The following is a 17,278-nucleotide window of genomic DNA, read 5'->3' on the forward strand; positions in this document are numbered from 1 at the left end:
TGACAACTGATAAAAATTAAAGTACAATTAGAATGAACATTCGATTTAATGATTTTTGCAAAAGTTCTAATACGGAGGAGTATCATGTTTGAGAATTATAATAAAGTTCAGGCAGCTGTGCTAGAGACTACACTTCGACTAATAAGTGAAAAAGAATTGCAAGCTACCTCTATGTCTCTGATTTCTAAAGAATCAGGAATATCAACTGGAAGTATTTATCACTATTTTGATAGCAAAGAAGCTATTATAAATGAGCTTTATAAAGGAATTGTTAAATTTCATTCTGAGCAAATACTAAAAGGTTTTTATTCCAATGAAACAATTAAAGAACGATTTCAACGAATTTGGGAAAATTTTATTCAGTTTGGTATAAATTATCCTAAGGGTTTTCAGTTTATAGAGCAATATTCATTTTCACCATATATTACTGATGAGGTAAAAAAGGAAATATATGATGGAGTTTGGTGCGGAAAAGTTGCAATGCTTTATTCAGAAGCCATAGAACAAAAGCTATTTATTGAATTAGACCCTAAATTAATGGTTCAAATGCATTATGGGTCTATGGTTTACTTATTAAAGTCATATTTTCAGGGTAATACGGATCTTACAGGGGATATTATTCAAACAGCGATATATGCATGCTGGAATGCTGCAATCAAAAAAGAGAAAAACTTATAAGTTTCACAAGCATATACATTGGAGATTTAGCAAGAATTAAATTATAAATTTCTTGATTTCCTTTATAAGTGGATCAAGAAATTTAAATTGATCGCATTAGAATGAATGTTCAGTTTAAAAATTTAATTATAGACGTAGGTACATTTAATAAGAACACAAACAATAGAAGATCAATCCTTAACAGAAGTAATATAATAAATTACTTTTCAATGTAAAGTATTAGGAGGAATAAACATGGAAACAAAGGAAATTAAAAATTGGCACAATGAAACAATTGGGAAAAAAGTAGTGGAAGCTTTAATAAAAAACGATTTTGATGCAATGTATGTATCAACTACTGAGGAAGCTGCTAATTTTATTATGAAGCACGTTACACCGGAGTCTACAGTAGGTTTTCCAGGGTCAATGACCATATATAATATGGGGATGCAAGATAAAGTTAGGGCTGCTGGTGGTAAAGTTTTAGACCATTCTATATCAGGACTAACTATTGAGGAAAGAGCTGCTATAGCAAAAGAAGAAATGCTAAGTGATTTATACTTATGTAGTAGCAACGCTATTACTTTGGATGGTATGCTTGTAAATGTAGATGCTTGGGGAAATAGGATAGCCGCTATGAACTTTGGTCCAAAAAAAGTGATAATAGTAGTGAGTGTTGATAAGATTTGTAAAGATGAAGCTGCAGCCTTTGAAAGATTAAAAACTGTAGCAGCACCTATGAATAATAAGAGACTTAGCACTACAAATCCATGCACCAAAACAGGTGTGTGTGTTAATTGCCAAGTTGACACTAGAATTTGCAGATCATATTCTGTAATAAGAAAAAAGCCAGGTATGTCTGATATTACTGTAGTAGTTGTAGGCGAGAGCAGTGGATTTTAAGTTAGTATAAAATATAGGAGATCTACAAAGATTAAATTGAAAATCAGGCATTATTATAGATATGCAATTTGTAAGAAGAAATTTATTATCAAGCTATTAGAATGAACATTCAATTTAATAATTGGTTTATAAATTAAGGAGGTTTTTTATGAAGAATAAAGTAGCATTAGTGACAGGAGCAACAAGTGGCATTGTATGGCTTTTATCAAATGAAGCTTCTTTTGTCACTGGTTCAACATTAGTTATGGATGGTGGTTTTATTTCTTAATGAAAAAACTATTTGTACTTAATTACTATAAAAAATAATAAGAATAAAAATAAATGAAGTGAAACATCTTATGTAAAAGATAGAGTTTGTTGCAATAAGGTAGTATTGTATTTGATGTTCCAAGAAACTTTTAAATCAGAAAAATTGATTTATTTGTTGCATTTTTAAAGTAAGTATGATACAGTTTAAACAAATACGATGATTGGAGTTGAAAAGATGATTAATTTTTCTTGCTAGTTTTACAAAGCATAATAAAATTGTGGGTTCGTATAATGTCACTTTTTTTGTTGTGCTTATGCAAGAAAGTTAATTGTTTTTTCACTCAGAAAATATATACTCTTCGTGCCCCTAATAGAGGGTTGGATTTGATATATTTATGAGCTGTAAGAATAATAATTTCTTGCGGCTCTTATTTTTTTATAAATCATGAGAATAAGTAGGAGGGATTATATAATGGATAATAAAGATACTTCGCTAACGCATGATAATCTCCATATAGAGCCGGATACTTCAGGCGACATTTATATGGAGTAATATCAGTCGCCTATGGTTCCGACTTTGTTATTTGTACTTTTAATTACAAAGGAGGATAAAAATATGTCTTTAATAAATGTAACAAACCTGACTTTCGCTTATGAAGGCAGTTATGATAATATTTTTGAAAATGTAAGCTTTCAAATTGATACCGATTGGAAATTAGGCTTTACCGGAAGAAATGGACGAGGAAAAACTACTTTTCTGAATCTTTTACTTAGTAAATATGAATATACTGGAAATATTTCAGCGAATGTAACCTTTGAATATTTTCCTTATGAGGTGCAGGAACAAGAAAATTTCACTATAGATATCATAAGGGAAATCAGTCCAAATTCAATGGATTGGGAAATAATGAAAGAATTATCGCTTTTAGATATAGACGATGGTGTTTTATACAGACAGTTTTATACACTATCAAAAGGAGAACAGACCAAGGCATTGCTTGCTGCTATGTTTTTGAAGGAGAACTCCTTCTTACTTATTGATGAACCTACAAATCATTTGGATGCTGAAGCTAGAAAAAGACTAAGTAATTACCTTAGAAAAAAGAAAGGATTTATTCTGATTTCACATGATAGGTATTTTTTAGATAATTGTATTGACCATGTTCTTTCAATAAATAAGACAAATATAGAAATACAAAAAGGTAATTTTTCTAGCTGGTGGGAAAATAAACAAAGACAGGATAACTTTGAACTTGCAGAAAACGAGAAGCTTAGAAAAGATATTAATCGCTTATCGGAGTCTGCTAAACGAACAGGTAATTGGTCCCATGAAGTAGAAAAATCCAAGAAAGGAACAACAAACTCTGGCTCTAAGCTGGATAAAGGTTATGTTGGACATAAAGCTGCTAAAATGATGAAACGTTCTAAGTCAATTGAAAGCAGACAGCAAGCTGCTATTGAAGAAAAGTCTAAGCTGCTCAAAAATATTGAAAACTCCGACAGCTTGAAGATTTCCCAACTTGTTTATCATAAAAACAAACTTGTGGAACTTGAGAATGTTTCAATTTTTTATGACAACACCATGGTTTGTAAAGATGTTAGCTTTAGTATTGAGCAAGGTGACCGAATTGCACTTAAAGGTAAAAATGGTTCAGGAAAGTCCAGTCTTATCAAGCTTATTTGTGGTGAGGATATAAACTACACAGGTAATTTCAACAAAGGAAGTCAGCTTAAAATATCCTATGTCTCCCAGGACACATCGCATCTTAAGGGCAACTTAACTGACTACGCTTCAAATAACAATATTGATGAAAGTCTTTTTAAAGCTATTTTAAGAAAGCTTGATTTTTCCAGAGATCAATTTGAAAAAGATATGTCATCTTTCAGCGGCGGCCAAAAGAAAAAAGTGCTGATTGCAAAGAGTCTTTGCGAAAAAGTTCATTTGCATATCTGGGATGAACCACTTAATTTTATTGATATTATCTCTCGTATGCAGATAGAAGAGCTACTGCTTGAATATTCACCAACCTTATTATTTGTGGAGCATGACAGTGAATTTTGCAAAAATATTGCAACAAAGATTTTTGAGCTTTAGTTTATCAATCAGAGTATGTTAAAGGGGTAGTGACAGGACTACCCTTTTTATTTGTGTAAAGTGCAATGGCAATGAACGGAGGAAGTTGTATGGAACAAAAACAAAGAGCAATAATTGTAGGCTGTAATCTCAAGAATGATAAGGAATTTTTAAATATGATGAAGGAGCTGTCTAGTCTAGCTGATGCATGTGATATTGAGGTAGTTGGTGAAATTATTCAAAAATTAGAGCGAGTGTATCCGTCACATTATATAGGTAAGGGAAAAATTCAAGAATTAATTACATTAATCCATGAGAAAGAAGTAGACATGGTTATTTTTAATGATGCGTTGTCTCCTTCACAAATTCGTAATTTGGATACAGCTTTAAAATGCAAAGTAATAGATAGAACACTTCTGATTTTAGATATTTTGGCTAAGAGGTCTAAAAGCAAAGAAGCACAGCTGCAGGTAGAAATAGCAAAATTACAATATATTCTGCCGAGGTTAACTGGCCTTGGAGAATCATTGGGTCGTCAGGCAGGCGGTGTCGGGTTTATAAACAGAGGTTCAGGAGAAACAAAACTTGAACTTGATCACATAAGGATTAAGGATAGAATCAGTGGACTGCACGCAGAACTGGAAACACTGGTAGTTCAACGTCAGAACCAAAGAAAACAGCGTAAAAAATCAGGAATGCCTGCAGTTGCTTTGGTAGGATATACAAACGCAGGTAAGTCAAGCATTATGAATTCCATGATTGATTTGTACGGCTCTTCAATTGATAAGAAGGTGTTTGAAAAGGATATGTTATTTGCTACATTAGAAACTTATGTAAGAAACATTAAACTGCCCAATAATAGATCATTCCTGTTAAGTGATACAGTAGGGTTTATCAATAAGCTGCCTAACCAGCTTGTAAATGCATTCCGATCAACTTTAGAGGAGATTACTGAAGCTGATATGTTAGTTCATGTAGTTGACTATTCAAACTCTAATTATAAACAGCATATTGAAGTTACAAAAGAGACATTAAAAGAGTTAGGTGCAGATAATATCCCTATTATTTATGCTTATAATAAGACAGATTTAGCAGCGGGTGAAATCACAAAAGATGAGAAAAACTGCATATATATTTCTGCTAAAAATAAAGCTGGAATAGATGAGCTAGTAAGTGAAATTTGCAAAAGGGCTTTTCCACAGCATGTTTGCTGCCAGCTGCTAATCCCCTATGAAAAAGGAAACATATTGTCATATTTCAAGGACAATGCCAATATCAAATCAACTGAATATAACAGTAATGGAGTGCTGATATTCATGGAATGTAAGGAATCAGATTATAGAAGATATAAACAATTTGAAAGCCTGATTAAAATATAGTTATCTAGGTAAAGTGACACTAGCATTTATTCGTAGTTTTTATCAATTGTTCTATTTTCACACTTTACTAGAACACCATACTATTCAAGTGGGAATCCTGGATTAGGAAGAACGATTACAACTTTCCATTATTCATATACCAATTAGGCTAATAATGAGAAGGTGAATTCCATAAAAATTCTAATACGGTGTTAAATAGAAAGTTATTATCTCAAGGTCTTAAATCTTATAATGTATTGATTTGTAAAATATGGTATAATTATTTGCGTATAGTTCGAAAATGCATTTATTGCTGAGTAGACATGATAAAGGGGGATGTATTGATGAGGAAAAAGAAAGAAAGGCTTCTATATATTGACAACCTGAGGCTGCTCATGATTATTTTCGTAGTCATAATGCTTCTTGCTGTGACCTATAGCGGTTTTGGAAGCTGGTATTTTAAAGAAGGAAGGCCTATTGGGCTAATATCAGTTATTGTATTCGGTTTTTATCAATCTTTTACACAAGGATATTTTATGGGATTTCTGTTTCTGGTATCTGGATTTTTTATTCCAGGGGCCTACGATAGAAAGGGCTTCGGTAAATTCATAAAAGATCGCTTTGTACGACTTGGCATACCGACTTTGATATACATGCTCATAATAAACCCGTTTATTTTATATGTGCAGCTTGATCTAAATTGGATCAGGCCCAAGCCAGCATTTATTTCTTATTACGTGAATTATATAGCAAAAATTCAATTTTTGGAGGGTTCCGGCCCCTTGTGGTTTGCTTTTGCTCTATTAATATTCTCTGTAGCATACGGACTTGTACGCTATGCAACTAAGTCCATGCCGAATGCTTCAAAGAAGGAATTAATCCCCAGCTTTAAAAATGTGATTTTGCTTATTTTACTTATTGCTATATGTGCGTTTCTTATCAGACTGGTACAACCCATTGGTACGAGCATCTTGAATATGCAATTATGCTTTTTTTCTCAATATGTGATTTTATTTATTGTAGGTATTCTTGCCTATAGAAACAATCTCTTTTCAAAGATTGATTATAAGTTTGAAAACAGATGGTTACTTTCCGGGCTTTTGCTTGGATTTGTAGCTTGGGTAGCAATCATGATATTAGGAGGTGCAGTTAAGGGAAATCAAAACTTTAATGGCGGGCTTTCATGGCAGGCTGCAGCCTATGCATTATGGGAGTCTTTTGTGGCAGTGGCTATGGCTATAGGTCTTATTACTCTTTTTAGAGAAAAATACAACTACCAGGGCAAAGTGATAAAGGTATTATCGGACAATTCCTTTGCTGTATATGTGTTTCATGCTCCAATAATTATTGCAGCTTCTCAATTAATAAAGAATGTAACATTATTACCAATTATAAAATTTGCAATACTTTGCATTGTGTGTATACCTGTTTGTTTTATTTTTACACATTTTGTTATCAGAAGAATACCATTATTGAAAAGGGTTATGTAAAAAATGTATTGTGATTATCCTAAGAAATTAATAATTATATGGAGGACATGAAAGTATGAAGGAAGAAATCTCGGCAAAGATTAAGAAAAAAGCCTATGATTCAGGATATGACTTATGTGGAATTATTAAAGCAAAATCATTCGAAGAATTTAATAGCTATCTTAAGAAGCGTGTGGGTAAGTTTCCTAAATCAGTTCATTTATATGAGAAGCTTTATAATCTTGGGGAGCCGCAGGAAAAATATGAATATTAACTAACATAAGGTTTAAAGTAAAACTCTACCCCACAGAGTTATCTAAAGGGGTAGACTTTTTTATTTTAAAAATATTTTAAATAACCTCTTATAAAATGTGAAAAGATGGTATATAATATAGCGTAAGAACATATGTTCTTAATATAAGAGAATTGATATTACTAAAAAGGATGATGTTGAATGGATAGACTGATATTTCATATAGATGTTAACTCTGCTTATCTTAGTTGGGAGGCAGCATACAGACTTCAGCAAGGAAATTCAATAGATTTAAGAGAAATTCCTTCTGTAGTAGGTGGAAATGAAGCTAGTAGACATGGTATTGTCTTAGCAAAATCAATTCCTGCTAAAAAGTACAGTATTCAAACAGGTGAAACCTTATATAATGCTAGAGTAAAATGTCCAGGGGTAACAATAGTACCACCAAGATATTGGCTATATATGCAATGTAGTTCAGCCATGCATCAAATAATGAGTTCTACGATATAGAGGAAGATGGGGATTATTATAATGAAAATTATAGCTAAACCAATTGAAGTGGTTTCTTATACTGATGATAAAGGTGATATAAGGCCATTAAGATTTAGACTTCAAACTGAAGATGAGACAATAAAAGTAATAAGGGTAGATAAAGTTATAGTTAAAGAAATTGAAAAGTTAGCAGGTAATCCTATGCTTGTGTTCAGATGTCAAAGCTTAATTGATAATATTCAAAAGCAGTTTGAAACTAAGTATGAATTACAAACTTGTAAATGGATATTATATAAAATTTAGCAGTTATTGCTAGTTTAGATGATAAAGACCATTATATCCCATCACTCGTTGAACATTGAAATTTTTCGACATGTAAGATAAAGCTAGTACTTTTACAATGGGTGGTTTTTTGTATAAAAGTTTATTTATTTTAAGGAATTTTATCGATTAATGTTTGGCATAAAAGGGGACACTGATTTTGTAAGTTATAAAAAACTAGAATAATGAGGTATTAAAAATGGAAGGAAAACAAAAACTTACAAACCAGCAATTGTCTGCAGCAGGAATGAAGAGAGAAGATAACGGTGAGGTAGATCATATCTCAGAGAAGAGAGCAACAAGTAGGAAAAACGATAATGTAAAGCCAAGATCTTAACTTGAAAAAATTATATAGTGGCAAGTATTTCGGGAGCTTGTCACTATATAATTCACGTAAAATTCACTCTTTTTTATGAGTTTTACTCTCTACATTATTATAGAGTTTTTCTGCCATTTCCTTTGTTAATTCAGATAGTTCTAACTTATCAATCCATTGTTTGGGAATAGATTCTAATCCTAATTTTACTCCCAATATATTTCCACAAATAGAGCCAGTACTATCACTATCTCCACTATGGTTTACTGAAAGCCTCAATGCTTTTTCAAAGTCTTCTGGATAAGAAAGAGTGCAGTATATAGCTATTGATAGTGCTTCTTCACTAATCCATCCCTCTCCCAGCTGTGAAAGCTTTTCTGGACCTGGATTACCATCCTTAGCTAAGAAAACTGCCTTTTTTAATGCATTTATAGTTTCTTCGCTACTTTCCATATCTTCTAATATTTTAATAGCATTTTTTACTGCATCTTCAATTGATAAGGAAGCACATAAATCTGAAATTATGCTTGCAAAAGCGCCTGCAGATAGATACCCTGTAGGGTGGCCATGAGTAATTGCAGCCAACTCACATCCAAGATTGAATGCATCCTTATTTTTATTCATGAAATATAAGCCAGCAGGAGCCGCCCTCATCACTCCGCCACAGCCTTTACTCTTATTGATACGATTTTCAATAGTACCAAATTTATTGTTTTTTGCTCGTACTAAAGCAGTAATACAACTATTACCGGGAGCTTTTTGTGAAAATAATTCTTCATATTGAAAAAGTGGAGAACTTACATCCTTAAGAAGATACTTATATTCTTTTGAAATAGGATATCCTTGAGTATGCAGCCATCTTTCATAAGAATAAAATATACATTCAGAAATGCTGATGTCTTCTCCATTTTTTCTTTTATTTTCAAAATTTAGTATGCCTTCAACAGTAAATAATGTCATTTGAGTATCATCAGAAATAAGAGCATTACCAGAAAACCTATTTACTTTCAAATCTCCTATGCCATTTGTACCGTACTTATCACATATTTCATTTATCTTCAAAAATTCTACTGGATATCCAAGAGCATCTCCAATAGAACCACCTAATAAACAACCAATGAATTTTTCTCTTGTTTTTTTCATAACAATCCCCTTTTTGAATATATTATACCACTTTTTATGAAATTAGTAACATTTAAATATATAATTAATAGAAGTATTTTTATAAAATATATTAAATTAACAAATTGTAAGTTTTGGTTATATTTTGTTGATATTTTCAGAAAATTAGTGAGATTGACAGTTGATAAGGCATATAGTAAAATTGTGTAAACGAATACATAATATAAATGTTGTATAAAAGACTAAAAAAGGTACTGTGATTCTAATTATACAAAACTATTTAAATTTAATAATTTAATTACAACGTATGGTTTGCAAAGGGAGTTGATTATGTATGTGTACTTCAAAGGAAAAAATAATTTATGATACTTATGTAGAAGGTGACTTGATAACTAATGATTTAATTGAATTGGTTCAAAAACAATCAAAGAAATTAAATTGTGAAATATACAGAGGTATTTTTGCTCCTAATATTGTATTAAAGATAGGAAAAGATATTAACAAATACTTCCATAATAAAATTATGTCTTTTTCAAAAAATTTAAATATAGCAAAAGAATTTTCAAACAAATTATTTATAGATGAGGATGTTTTAAATTCTTTAAAGAAGGATGGATATAATGTAGATTATTCATACAAACCAGGGGATAACTCTTTTTTTTCTAAAGTAGTTATTAGAATAAAAAATCAAAAATCCTTTGATTTATATGATGATTATGAAAATAAAACATATGAACGTGAAAAAGAGGTGTTAGTTCTTACAGAACCCCTTTATATAAAGTCAATTACTAAAGAAGATGATACAATTATAGTTGATTGTATTGATGGAGATGAAATTTCTGAAAGGTACATGGCTTATACGTGAAAACTAATTTTATTAAAATTTAGTTTTAAAAATAGTAGCAACCATTGCCAGTGGAAGCTACTATTTTTTTGAGGTTTTTTCCTATAAGTAACACCACTAAAGATAAGAGTTCAACGAGGTTCGCCTCCACCGAGGATAAAATAAACAAGTGATGATATTCATACATATCATCACTTGTTTATTTAACTTAATACAAATTAATCTCCATTCTCTCCGCCAGGGCCATCGCGTCTTGGGCGTGAGGATTCTGGAAGAGGTTCAACATTTTTATATTTGTTAGAGTTAGATAATTTGTTCTCATGGATAGTATTTAAAGAACTATTTTGGTGCTTAGAGTTTAAGTAATCGCCCTGTTGGTTGAAATTGGAATTGTTATTTTCATTAGCCATTTTATAATCACCACCTTCTAAGTTATTTTGTACAGATAATAAGTTTTTATGTTAGAAGTTTTTTGTAATTATTAACATTACGATAAAAGTGTTAAAGAAAATGATAAGAAATGGTTGGCAGTATAGTCAAAAGTGCAGCACTACCTGTCATTATTGTGAAGGAATCAGTAAAAAAGAAAATTAGAAAAATAAACAAGAAATATAACAAAAATAAAGGAAAATTCGTAATTAATATTGAATGACATAATATTAATGTATAAATTACCGAGTAACTTTATTTTTTTATATGGATTGGGGGTAGGGTTATGAAAGAAGTCTTTAGTATTAATAATCCGATGGCACCGCTATGGCTTATGTTTCCGCATTTTAGCAGGCACAGCGTAGGCTGGAAAATGGGGAGTGGAGAAAAGTATATTTATGAGTTTAATGATTGGTATGGCAATTTGACTGCAGAGGAGAAGAAGCAGTTTCAAGAGTTGTTTCCGGAGCCAATGGGATGGCTGGGTTTTTATGATGAAGATAAAGATAAGGATATCTATGATAATAATATTCTCCTTTGGAATAGAGATGGCGAAATGATCCTTAGCATTAATAATTTAAAAGAGGATTATAAAAATGGGAAAAACTTAGAATACCAGTTTTTCTCCGGTTATCAGCCTAGTAAAGATGGAAGTATTACAAAAAGCTGTTTAAGCCAATGGTGGAAGTCAGATATTAGAATTGATTCTAATAGCTACTCCTGCATGGAGCAATACATGATGGCAGAAAAGGCTAGGCTCTTCAATGATGATGAAGCCTTAGCAAAGATAATGAAAAGTACTAACCAAATGATAATGCAGGAATTAGGGGGAGCCGTTAATAATTTTGATGAGAAGCTATGGGTCAAAAGAAGGTATTCCATCATCCTTAATGGCAGTTATGCAAAGTTTGTTCAAAAGGATGAATTAAGACAATTTATAATAGGAACAAAAGATAGAGTTTTAGTTTATGATAGTGCTTATGATAAGATTTGGGGAATATGCATGAATGACTTTGAAAAGAAAGAAAACCCATTTACTTGGGAAGGAGAAAATCTCTTAGGTTTTGCTTTAATGGAAGTCAGGGAGGAGATTTTAAGAGTATATAAAAATTATGACAAGGTTGATTTTGTTATGCTTAATGAACTCCTTGGATGACAAGTTTTAATTACAATTTAAAGTGAAACAAAAACCTCAAAGATTTACATTCATTTACGAAACATTTGGTAAAAGTTGTATGTGTTTATTAGGGCTAAGTTTTATTATTTTTAGTCGAAAAATAAGGTAAAGAAAATTGAATGAAAAGAAAATTTGTGTATTTAGTTTCTAGTGTTGTATTAATACAACAAACTACTATTGATATTTGAACAGGGAGTTATTAGATTTGATAAAAATCCAATAACTCCTTATGGAAGGAATCTTCAGATGGAATTGCAAAATAGCTATATTAAAATCAAAGTCCTTACTTAAAAAGTCGCTAAATTGTATCAATATTTAAGTTATTAGACATACATATTAAGAACCGCTTGTAAGTGGCTTAAACAGCTGCTTGCAGGCGGTTGTGTTTTTTTTGTTGGGTGAGAGTAGCTCCACCAAATGCGTAACATAAATTGGAACAGAAAAGTTTGATACTTTGAGAAGATAGCATAGAAAATTTTCATCAATAAAGTTACTATTATGGATATAATAAAGTATAATTAGTATATAATCAGCTATATTATTGCAAGAGCAGCAGAAATTGCAGAGTTATCTAATATCTGAATTGCTTCAGAATATTATACAATGAGAACGTATAATATGGAATGCTGAGAAATTTAAAGAAAATCGTACATTCTATATGTCTATGTTACTCAGAACACTCCAACAGCAGCTAAGAATATGAGTTTATATAATGTTAAGTCGAGCTTTATAAAGTTTGATTATTAGTCAGGGAGCGTTAATAAAGAAAGGAAATAATTAAAAAATGGAAAAAACAATAAAAGAACTAATGAATTCAATTGAGTATAATAAAGGAACATTTCCTAAAAATGAGATAGAAGAATTAATAGAAAGAAAAGAAGAAGCAGTACCATATCTAATTAATTATTTAGAAGAATTTAAAAATAATTATGGAGAATATATTGATAAAGGGAATTATATGGGGCATATATATGCTACATTTTTACTGGCACAGTTTAAAGAGAAGTGTTTATTTAAAATATTTTTGGAATTGATAAAGTTACCAGGTGAAATACCATTTGATTTATATGGCGATAGTATTACGGAGGATACAGCAAGAATTTTAGCAACAGTATATGATGGTCAAATAGATGAAATTAAGGATTTAATAGAAGATAGTTTAGTTAATGAGTATGTAAGAAACCAAGGAGTTCATACTTTATTAGTGTTGGTGTTAAATGGAGTATTAGAAAGAGAAGAGGTTGTAGAATACTTTAAATATTTGCTAGATGGAGGATTGAAAGATAGGAATACTGAAGTAATAACTTCAATAGTATGTTACGCTTCAGATTTACACCCACAGGAATGTTATGAAAGTATAAAAAGATGTTTTGATAATGAAGAAGTTTCTACTTTTACAGTAGGGTTAAAAAGTGTTGAAAGAGATTTAAAACAAGAAAAGGGAATTGTTATTAGTAGAAGTAAAAGAGATGATCATAACAAATTTATTACAGATGCAATAGAATCCATGAACTGGTGGGCTTGTTTTAAAGAGGATAATGAAAAGAAAAAAAGTAATAAGTTAAGCGATTTTAATTACGAAGAGGCTATGAAATTTTTAGAAAACTTGAATAAGAAAGAAAAAATAAAAATAGGAAGAAATGATCCTTGTCCTTGTGGAAGTGGAAAGAAATATAAAAAATGCTGCGGAAAGTAAGCGTTTGAAGGTTTAAATTTAGCTTTTGATGGAGAAAGCTAAGTATATATGCTATCGAGAATAAGAAAAGTTGTTAAAAGCAAGAATATATTTGAAATTTATATTTGAGCATAACATTAGTATTGGGAGATAATATTAAAGTGAGAGAAGTCTTATTAAAGGAGAAGTATTATGGCTATATACTTAAATACAAATAGACCATTAGAAAATTTCATAGAACTTTACAATGAAAAATATTATGTAGATAAATCAGAAATAATATCTTTAATAAATGAAAAAATATCTAGTAAGAGTAAATATATATGTATAACAAGACCAAGAAGATTTGGAAAAACAAGTGTTATTAACATGTTGGGAGCTTACTATACCAAAGGTATTGATAGTAAGGAGATTTTTGATAATCTCAAAATAAGCAACAGTGAAAGTTATTTAAAAAATTTAAATAAATACAATGTAATAAGTATATCCTTTAATAAGTTGTCAGATAGAGGAAATACTTATATTGACTATATGAAAATGATAAAAACTTCAATTATAAATGATATTGTAGAACAATATCCGGAAGTTAATCCGGAAAAGTATTTTACAATAAGTGATATGCTAGATGCTACAAATGATAAATTCATATTTATTATTGATGAATGGGATTATATATTTAACAATAATTTATTTAAAGATAACCAAAATGATTTTTTAGAGTTTTTAAGAAATCTGTTAAAGGATAGGTCATATGTCGCATTAGCTTATATGACAGGAGTACTGCCAATAAAAAAGCATTCAAGTACATCAGCTTTGAACATGTTTGATGAGTATACTATGTTAAATGATATGCTTTATGGAAGATATTTTGGATTTATAGAGGAAGAAGTAAAAGAATTGTGTAACAAGCAAAGTAAGATTTCTTTTGCGGAAATAAGTGATTGGTATAATGGATACATAAATGAATATGGCGATAAAATACATAATCCACGTTCAGTAGTTAAAGCTCTTCAAAATAGAAAATGTATAAGTTATTGGACTAATACTGGAGCTATGAATGAAGTCAAAGAATATCTAAAATATAATACTATGGATGTACGTGAAGACGTAATTAAAATGGTGTCAGGTTATGATGTAGATATTATAATAAATGAAGAATTTAGAGCTGGACAAGAACCACCAAAAACTAAAATAGAAATATATTCAGCTATGATAATTTTAGGTTTTTTATCATACTATGATGGATATTTAAAAATACCTAATAAAGAGTTAATGAGGGAATTTGAGAAAGCCCTTCAAGATGAATCTTTTGGTTATGTATCTGATATTATAAAAAATTCTAGAAATATGTTGAAGGCAACAGTGTCGCAGGACACTGAAACAGTAGCACAGGTTCTACATGAAATTCATAATTCAGAAATACCAATATTACAATATAATGATGAAAATAGTTTATCATGTGTAGTAACTTTAGCATATTTGAGTGCAAGGGATACTTATAGAGTTGAAAGAGAAGAGAAAACTGGGAAAGGATTTGCTGATTTTATTTTCCATCCAATGAGAAAGACAGACATTCCATTTGTTCTTGAGCTTAAGAAAGATGAAACTGTAGATATAGCAATTAAGCAAATGAAAGAAAAGGAGTATTTTCAAAAATTTATTAAAAATTATAAAGATGTACTATTGGTTGCAATATGTTACGATTCAAAAACGAAAAATCATAGTTGTAAAATAGAAAGAATTTATTTATAGGTAGGTATAGTGGATTTTAAAGGTCATGCTTCACCTCCACCATACATAAACTATAATATTGATACAATAGAAAGTCCTTGAATTCAAGGGCTTTTGTTGTTTTTCAGACTTAAAATCCTAGCTAAAAATTTAACCTGAAGGCATAAAATTAAAAATTCAAATGTTTTATTTGCACACCCCTTATTAATTTTGAAATTATGAGTGTGTATTTTCTAGCTGAAATAGATTTGAAATAATAAGTGACAATAAAGTATAATATTTGTTATTAGTACATGAATGTGCTAATAACACTACTTGAATAAAGGAGCTTTTAAATATATGAATTTTTATTTCGCACCTATGGAAGGTTTGACAAGGTACATTTATAGAAATGCCCATAATGCCTTTTTCGGTAAGATAGATAAATACTTTTCACCTTTTATTGTTCCAAATCAAAATGGCTGTTTTAAGACACGGGAGTTAACTGATATTTTACCTGAAAACAACCAAGGTCTAGTTTTGATTCCACAATTACTAACAAATAATGCAAAAGATTTTATACATGCCTCAAAGAAAATAAATGAATTAGGGTATAATGAGATCAATTTAAATTTGGGATGTCCTTCTGGAACTGTAGTTTCAAAAAATAGGGGGGCCGGATTTCTTTCAAAAACAAAAGAACTTGATGAGTTTTTAGAGGAAATTTTTTCTCAAACCACAACGAAAATCTCAGTAAAAACTAGAATAGGAAAAGACCAACCAGAAGAATTTTATAATTTGATTGAAATATTTAACAAATATCCTATAGAAGAGCTTATCATTCACCCAAGGATTCAAAAAGATTTTTACAAAAATAAGCCTAATCTAAAGGTTTTTAAGGACGCTTTAGCTTTAAGTAAAAATCCTGTTTGCTATAATGGTGACATTTTTACAGTTAAAGATTACAAGGAGTTTTCCACTGAGTTCAATAGTGTACAAACTATAATGATTGGCAGGGGATTATTAGCCAATCCCGGACTGATCAGTGATATTGAAAATAATACTAAGCTCGAAAAAAAATTACTAAAAGACTTTCATGATAAAATTTATGATGGTTATAAAAAAATACTTTTTGGAGATAAGAACGTTTTGTTTAAAATGAAAGAATTATGGTTTTATATGATACCGATGTTTTCTAATAATGAAAAATATGCAAAAAAAATTAGAAAATCAGAAAGATTATGTGATTATGATGCAGCGGTTTTAAGCCTATTCAGAGAACAGGATATTTTAGAAAATTAGGAATCTTATATCGTAAGGCAATTTAGAGAGTATAATTAGAGTAAAAAGAACAAAGTTGCCCGTTAGGACAATTTTGTTCTTTTTACTTTATCTCTATTTTAATGATAACTATATTGCTATTTAGGGTAAAAAATCAAATTTTAATGGACTTCTCTCTACTAATCTAGGATAACTATATTTTGGGTAGCCTACCATAACAGCTCCAGTTATTTTTTTACCTTTAGGTATATTAAATAATTTAAGCATTGGAGAATTGTCTTTAAGAGCAATCCTTTCAAATATACCTGCCCAGCATGAACCTAACCCAAGAGTTGGTGCATATAGCTCCATATATGCTAGTGAAAAGATAGAGTTTTCTCTCCCTCTTGGAAAGTCTGCATCTGCAATTGCCAGAATAAGACTAGGAGCTCCTCTTAAAATAGTATCTATTCCTTTTTCAGTATACACTTTAATAAAATCATCAAATTTTCCACTCAAAACCTCATCATTTTTTAATTCCTCGGCAGTAATTGCAACAGCTTTATCAAGTATTTTTCTATCATCTATTATAATATAGGATACGCTTTGTAGATTATGTCCAGTAGGAGCAAAGTGGGCAATATTAATAAGATCTACTAACTTTTCTCTTGGAACTGAAGTTTCTTTGTAAGATCGTATTGAACGTCTTGAACGAAGAAAATTTTCTGTTTCTTCAGGACTCAATTTTGGAAACTTTTTTGAACTTTTTTGATTCACTAATGGTGTTTTTACATTATCAATAGCTTCTTTGGGACAAACGGCTACACAATGCCCACATGCAATACATTTTTCGGAACAAATATCTTCCGGACCATTTTCCCCAATTCTCAATATCTGTACAGGGCACTCATTTACACAAATTCCGCATTTGATACATTTCTGTTGATCTACAGTTATTAAATTCATTTT

17 protein-coding genes and 1 pseudogene are annotated in these 17,278 nt (G+C 30.5%); 15 read left to right on the forward strand and 3 right to left on the reverse strand.

Going from position 1 to position 17,278, the window contains the following annotated elements; genetic code table 11:
* Positions 1-84: 84 nt before the first annotated feature.
* From HGI79_RS02060 to HGI79_RS02100, 10 genes and pseudogenes are all read left to right on the forward strand, one after another.
* Positions 85-678, forward strand: coding sequence for a TetR/AcrR family transcriptional regulator (locus HGI79_RS02060; RefSeq protein ID WP_185649058.1), 594 nt, complete (start codon positions 85-87; stop codon positions 676-678).
* 234 nt (positions 679-912) lie between these two features.
* A complete protein-coding gene (locus tag HGI79_RS02065) occupies positions 913-1,560 on the forward strand; it encodes a lactate utilization protein (RefSeq protein WP_185649059.1) in 648 nt (215 codons plus the stop codon).
* Between the two features lie 148 nt (positions 1,561-1,708).
* A complete protein-coding gene (locus tag HGI79_RS22635; RefSeq protein ID WP_241428119.1) occupies positions 1,709-1,828 on the forward strand; it encodes an SDR family NAD(P)-dependent oxidoreductase in 120 nt (39 codons plus the stop codon).
* A 597-nt stretch (positions 1,829-2,425) separates the two neighbouring features.
* Positions 2,426-3,904 (forward strand): Lsa family ABC-F type ribosomal protection protein, encoded by a 1,479-nt coding sequence (locus HGI79_RS02070; RefSeq protein WP_185649060.1) that lies wholly within the window; start codon positions 2,426-2,428, stop codon positions 3,902-3,904.
* Positions 3,905-3,993: 89 nt separating this feature from the next.
* A complete protein-coding gene (gene hflX / locus HGI79_RS02075) occupies positions 3,994-5,262 on the forward strand; it encodes a GTPase HflX (RefSeq protein WP_185649061.1) in 1,269 nt (422 codons plus the stop codon).
* 323 nt (positions 5,263-5,585) lie between these two features.
* Positions 5,586-6,731 carry an acyltransferase family protein gene (locus HGI79_RS02080; protein ID WP_185649062.1) on the forward strand — a complete coding sequence of 382 codons (1,146 nt, stop codon included), beginning with the start codon at positions 5,586-5,588 and terminating at the stop codon, positions 6,729-6,731.
* 55 nt (positions 6,732-6,786) lie between these two features.
* A complete protein-coding gene (locus HGI79_RS02085; protein ID WP_185649063.1) occupies positions 6,787-6,984 on the forward strand; it encodes a hypothetical protein in 198 nt (65 codons plus the stop codon).
* Between the two features lie 180 nt (positions 6,985-7,164).
* A pseudogene (locus HGI79_RS02090) lies at positions 7,165-7,458 on the forward strand (DNA polymerase IV); the annotation flags it as partial.
* Between the two features lie 36 nt (positions 7,459-7,494).
* Positions 7,495-7,758: a hypothetical protein gene (locus HGI79_RS02095; protein WP_185649065.1), complete on the forward strand. Its 264-nt coding sequence runs from the start codon at positions 7,495-7,497 to the stop codon at positions 7,756-7,758.
* Between the two features lie 217 nt (positions 7,759-7,975).
* On the forward strand, positions 7,976-8,113 hold the full coding sequence (locus HGI79_RS02100) for a hypothetical protein (RefSeq protein WP_185649066.1): 138 nt from the start codon (positions 7,976-7,978) through the stop codon (positions 8,111-8,113).
* Positions 8,114-8,176: 63 nt separating this feature from the next.
* On the opposite strand, the gene HGI79_RS02105 is transcribed toward HGI79_RS02100, so the two are convergent.
* Positions 8,177-9,235: an ADP-ribosylglycohydrolase family protein gene (locus HGI79_RS02105; protein WP_185649067.1), complete on the reverse strand. Its 1,059-nt coding sequence runs from the start codon at positions 9,233-9,235 to the stop codon at positions 8,177-8,179.
* 313 nt (positions 9,236-9,548) lie between these two features.
* On the opposite strand from HGI79_RS02105, the gene HGI79_RS02110 reads away from it, so the two are divergent.
* Entirely contained in the window at positions 9,549-10,079 is a 531-nt protein-coding gene (locus HGI79_RS02110) for a hypothetical protein (protein WP_185649068.1), read from the forward strand.
* A 197-nt stretch (positions 10,080-10,276) separates the two neighbouring features.
* On the opposite strand, the gene HGI79_RS02115 is transcribed toward HGI79_RS02110, so the two are convergent.
* A complete protein-coding gene (locus tag HGI79_RS02115) occupies positions 10,277-10,468 on the reverse strand; it encodes a hypothetical protein (protein WP_185649069.1) in 192 nt (63 codons plus the stop codon).
* Positions 10,469-10,773: 305 nt separating this feature from the next.
* On the opposite strand from HGI79_RS02115, the gene HGI79_RS02120 reads away from it, so the two are divergent.
* The 4 genes from HGI79_RS02120 (at position 10,774) to HGI79_RS02135 (ending at position 16,351) form a co-directional block, all read left to right on the forward strand.
* Positions 10,774-11,643 (forward strand): NADAR family protein, encoded by an 870-nt coding sequence (locus HGI79_RS02120; protein ID WP_185649070.1) that lies wholly within the window; start codon positions 10,774-10,776, stop codon positions 11,641-11,643.
* A gap of 805 nt (positions 11,644-12,448) precedes the next feature.
* Positions 12,449-13,360 carry a DUF1186 domain-containing protein gene (locus HGI79_RS22440; RefSeq protein ID WP_207725680.1) on the forward strand — a complete coding sequence of 304 codons (912 nt, stop codon included), beginning with the start codon at positions 12,449-12,451 and terminating at the stop codon, positions 13,358-13,360.
* A 171-nt stretch (positions 13,361-13,531) separates the two neighbouring features.
* Entirely contained in the window at positions 13,532-15,091 is a 1,560-nt protein-coding gene (locus HGI79_RS02130; protein ID WP_185649071.1) for an AAA family ATPase, read from the forward strand.
* Between the two features lie 318 nt (positions 15,092-15,409).
* On the forward strand, positions 15,410-16,351 hold the full coding sequence (locus HGI79_RS02135; RefSeq protein WP_185649160.1) for a tRNA-dihydrouridine synthase: 942 nt from the start codon (positions 15,410-15,412) through the stop codon (positions 16,349-16,351).
* 120 nt (positions 16,352-16,471) lie between these two features.
* Here the strand turns inward: HGI79_RS02135 and HGI79_RS02140 are convergent, their stop codons facing one another.
* Positions 16,472-17,275, reverse strand: coding sequence for a nitroreductase family protein (locus tag HGI79_RS02140; RefSeq protein WP_185649072.1), 804 nt, complete (start codon positions 17,273-17,275; stop codon positions 16,472-16,474).
* Between the last annotated feature and the right edge of the window lie 3 nt (positions 17,276-17,278).

The sequence above is a fragment of the Clostridium sp. DJ247 genome (genome assembly GCF_014231265.1).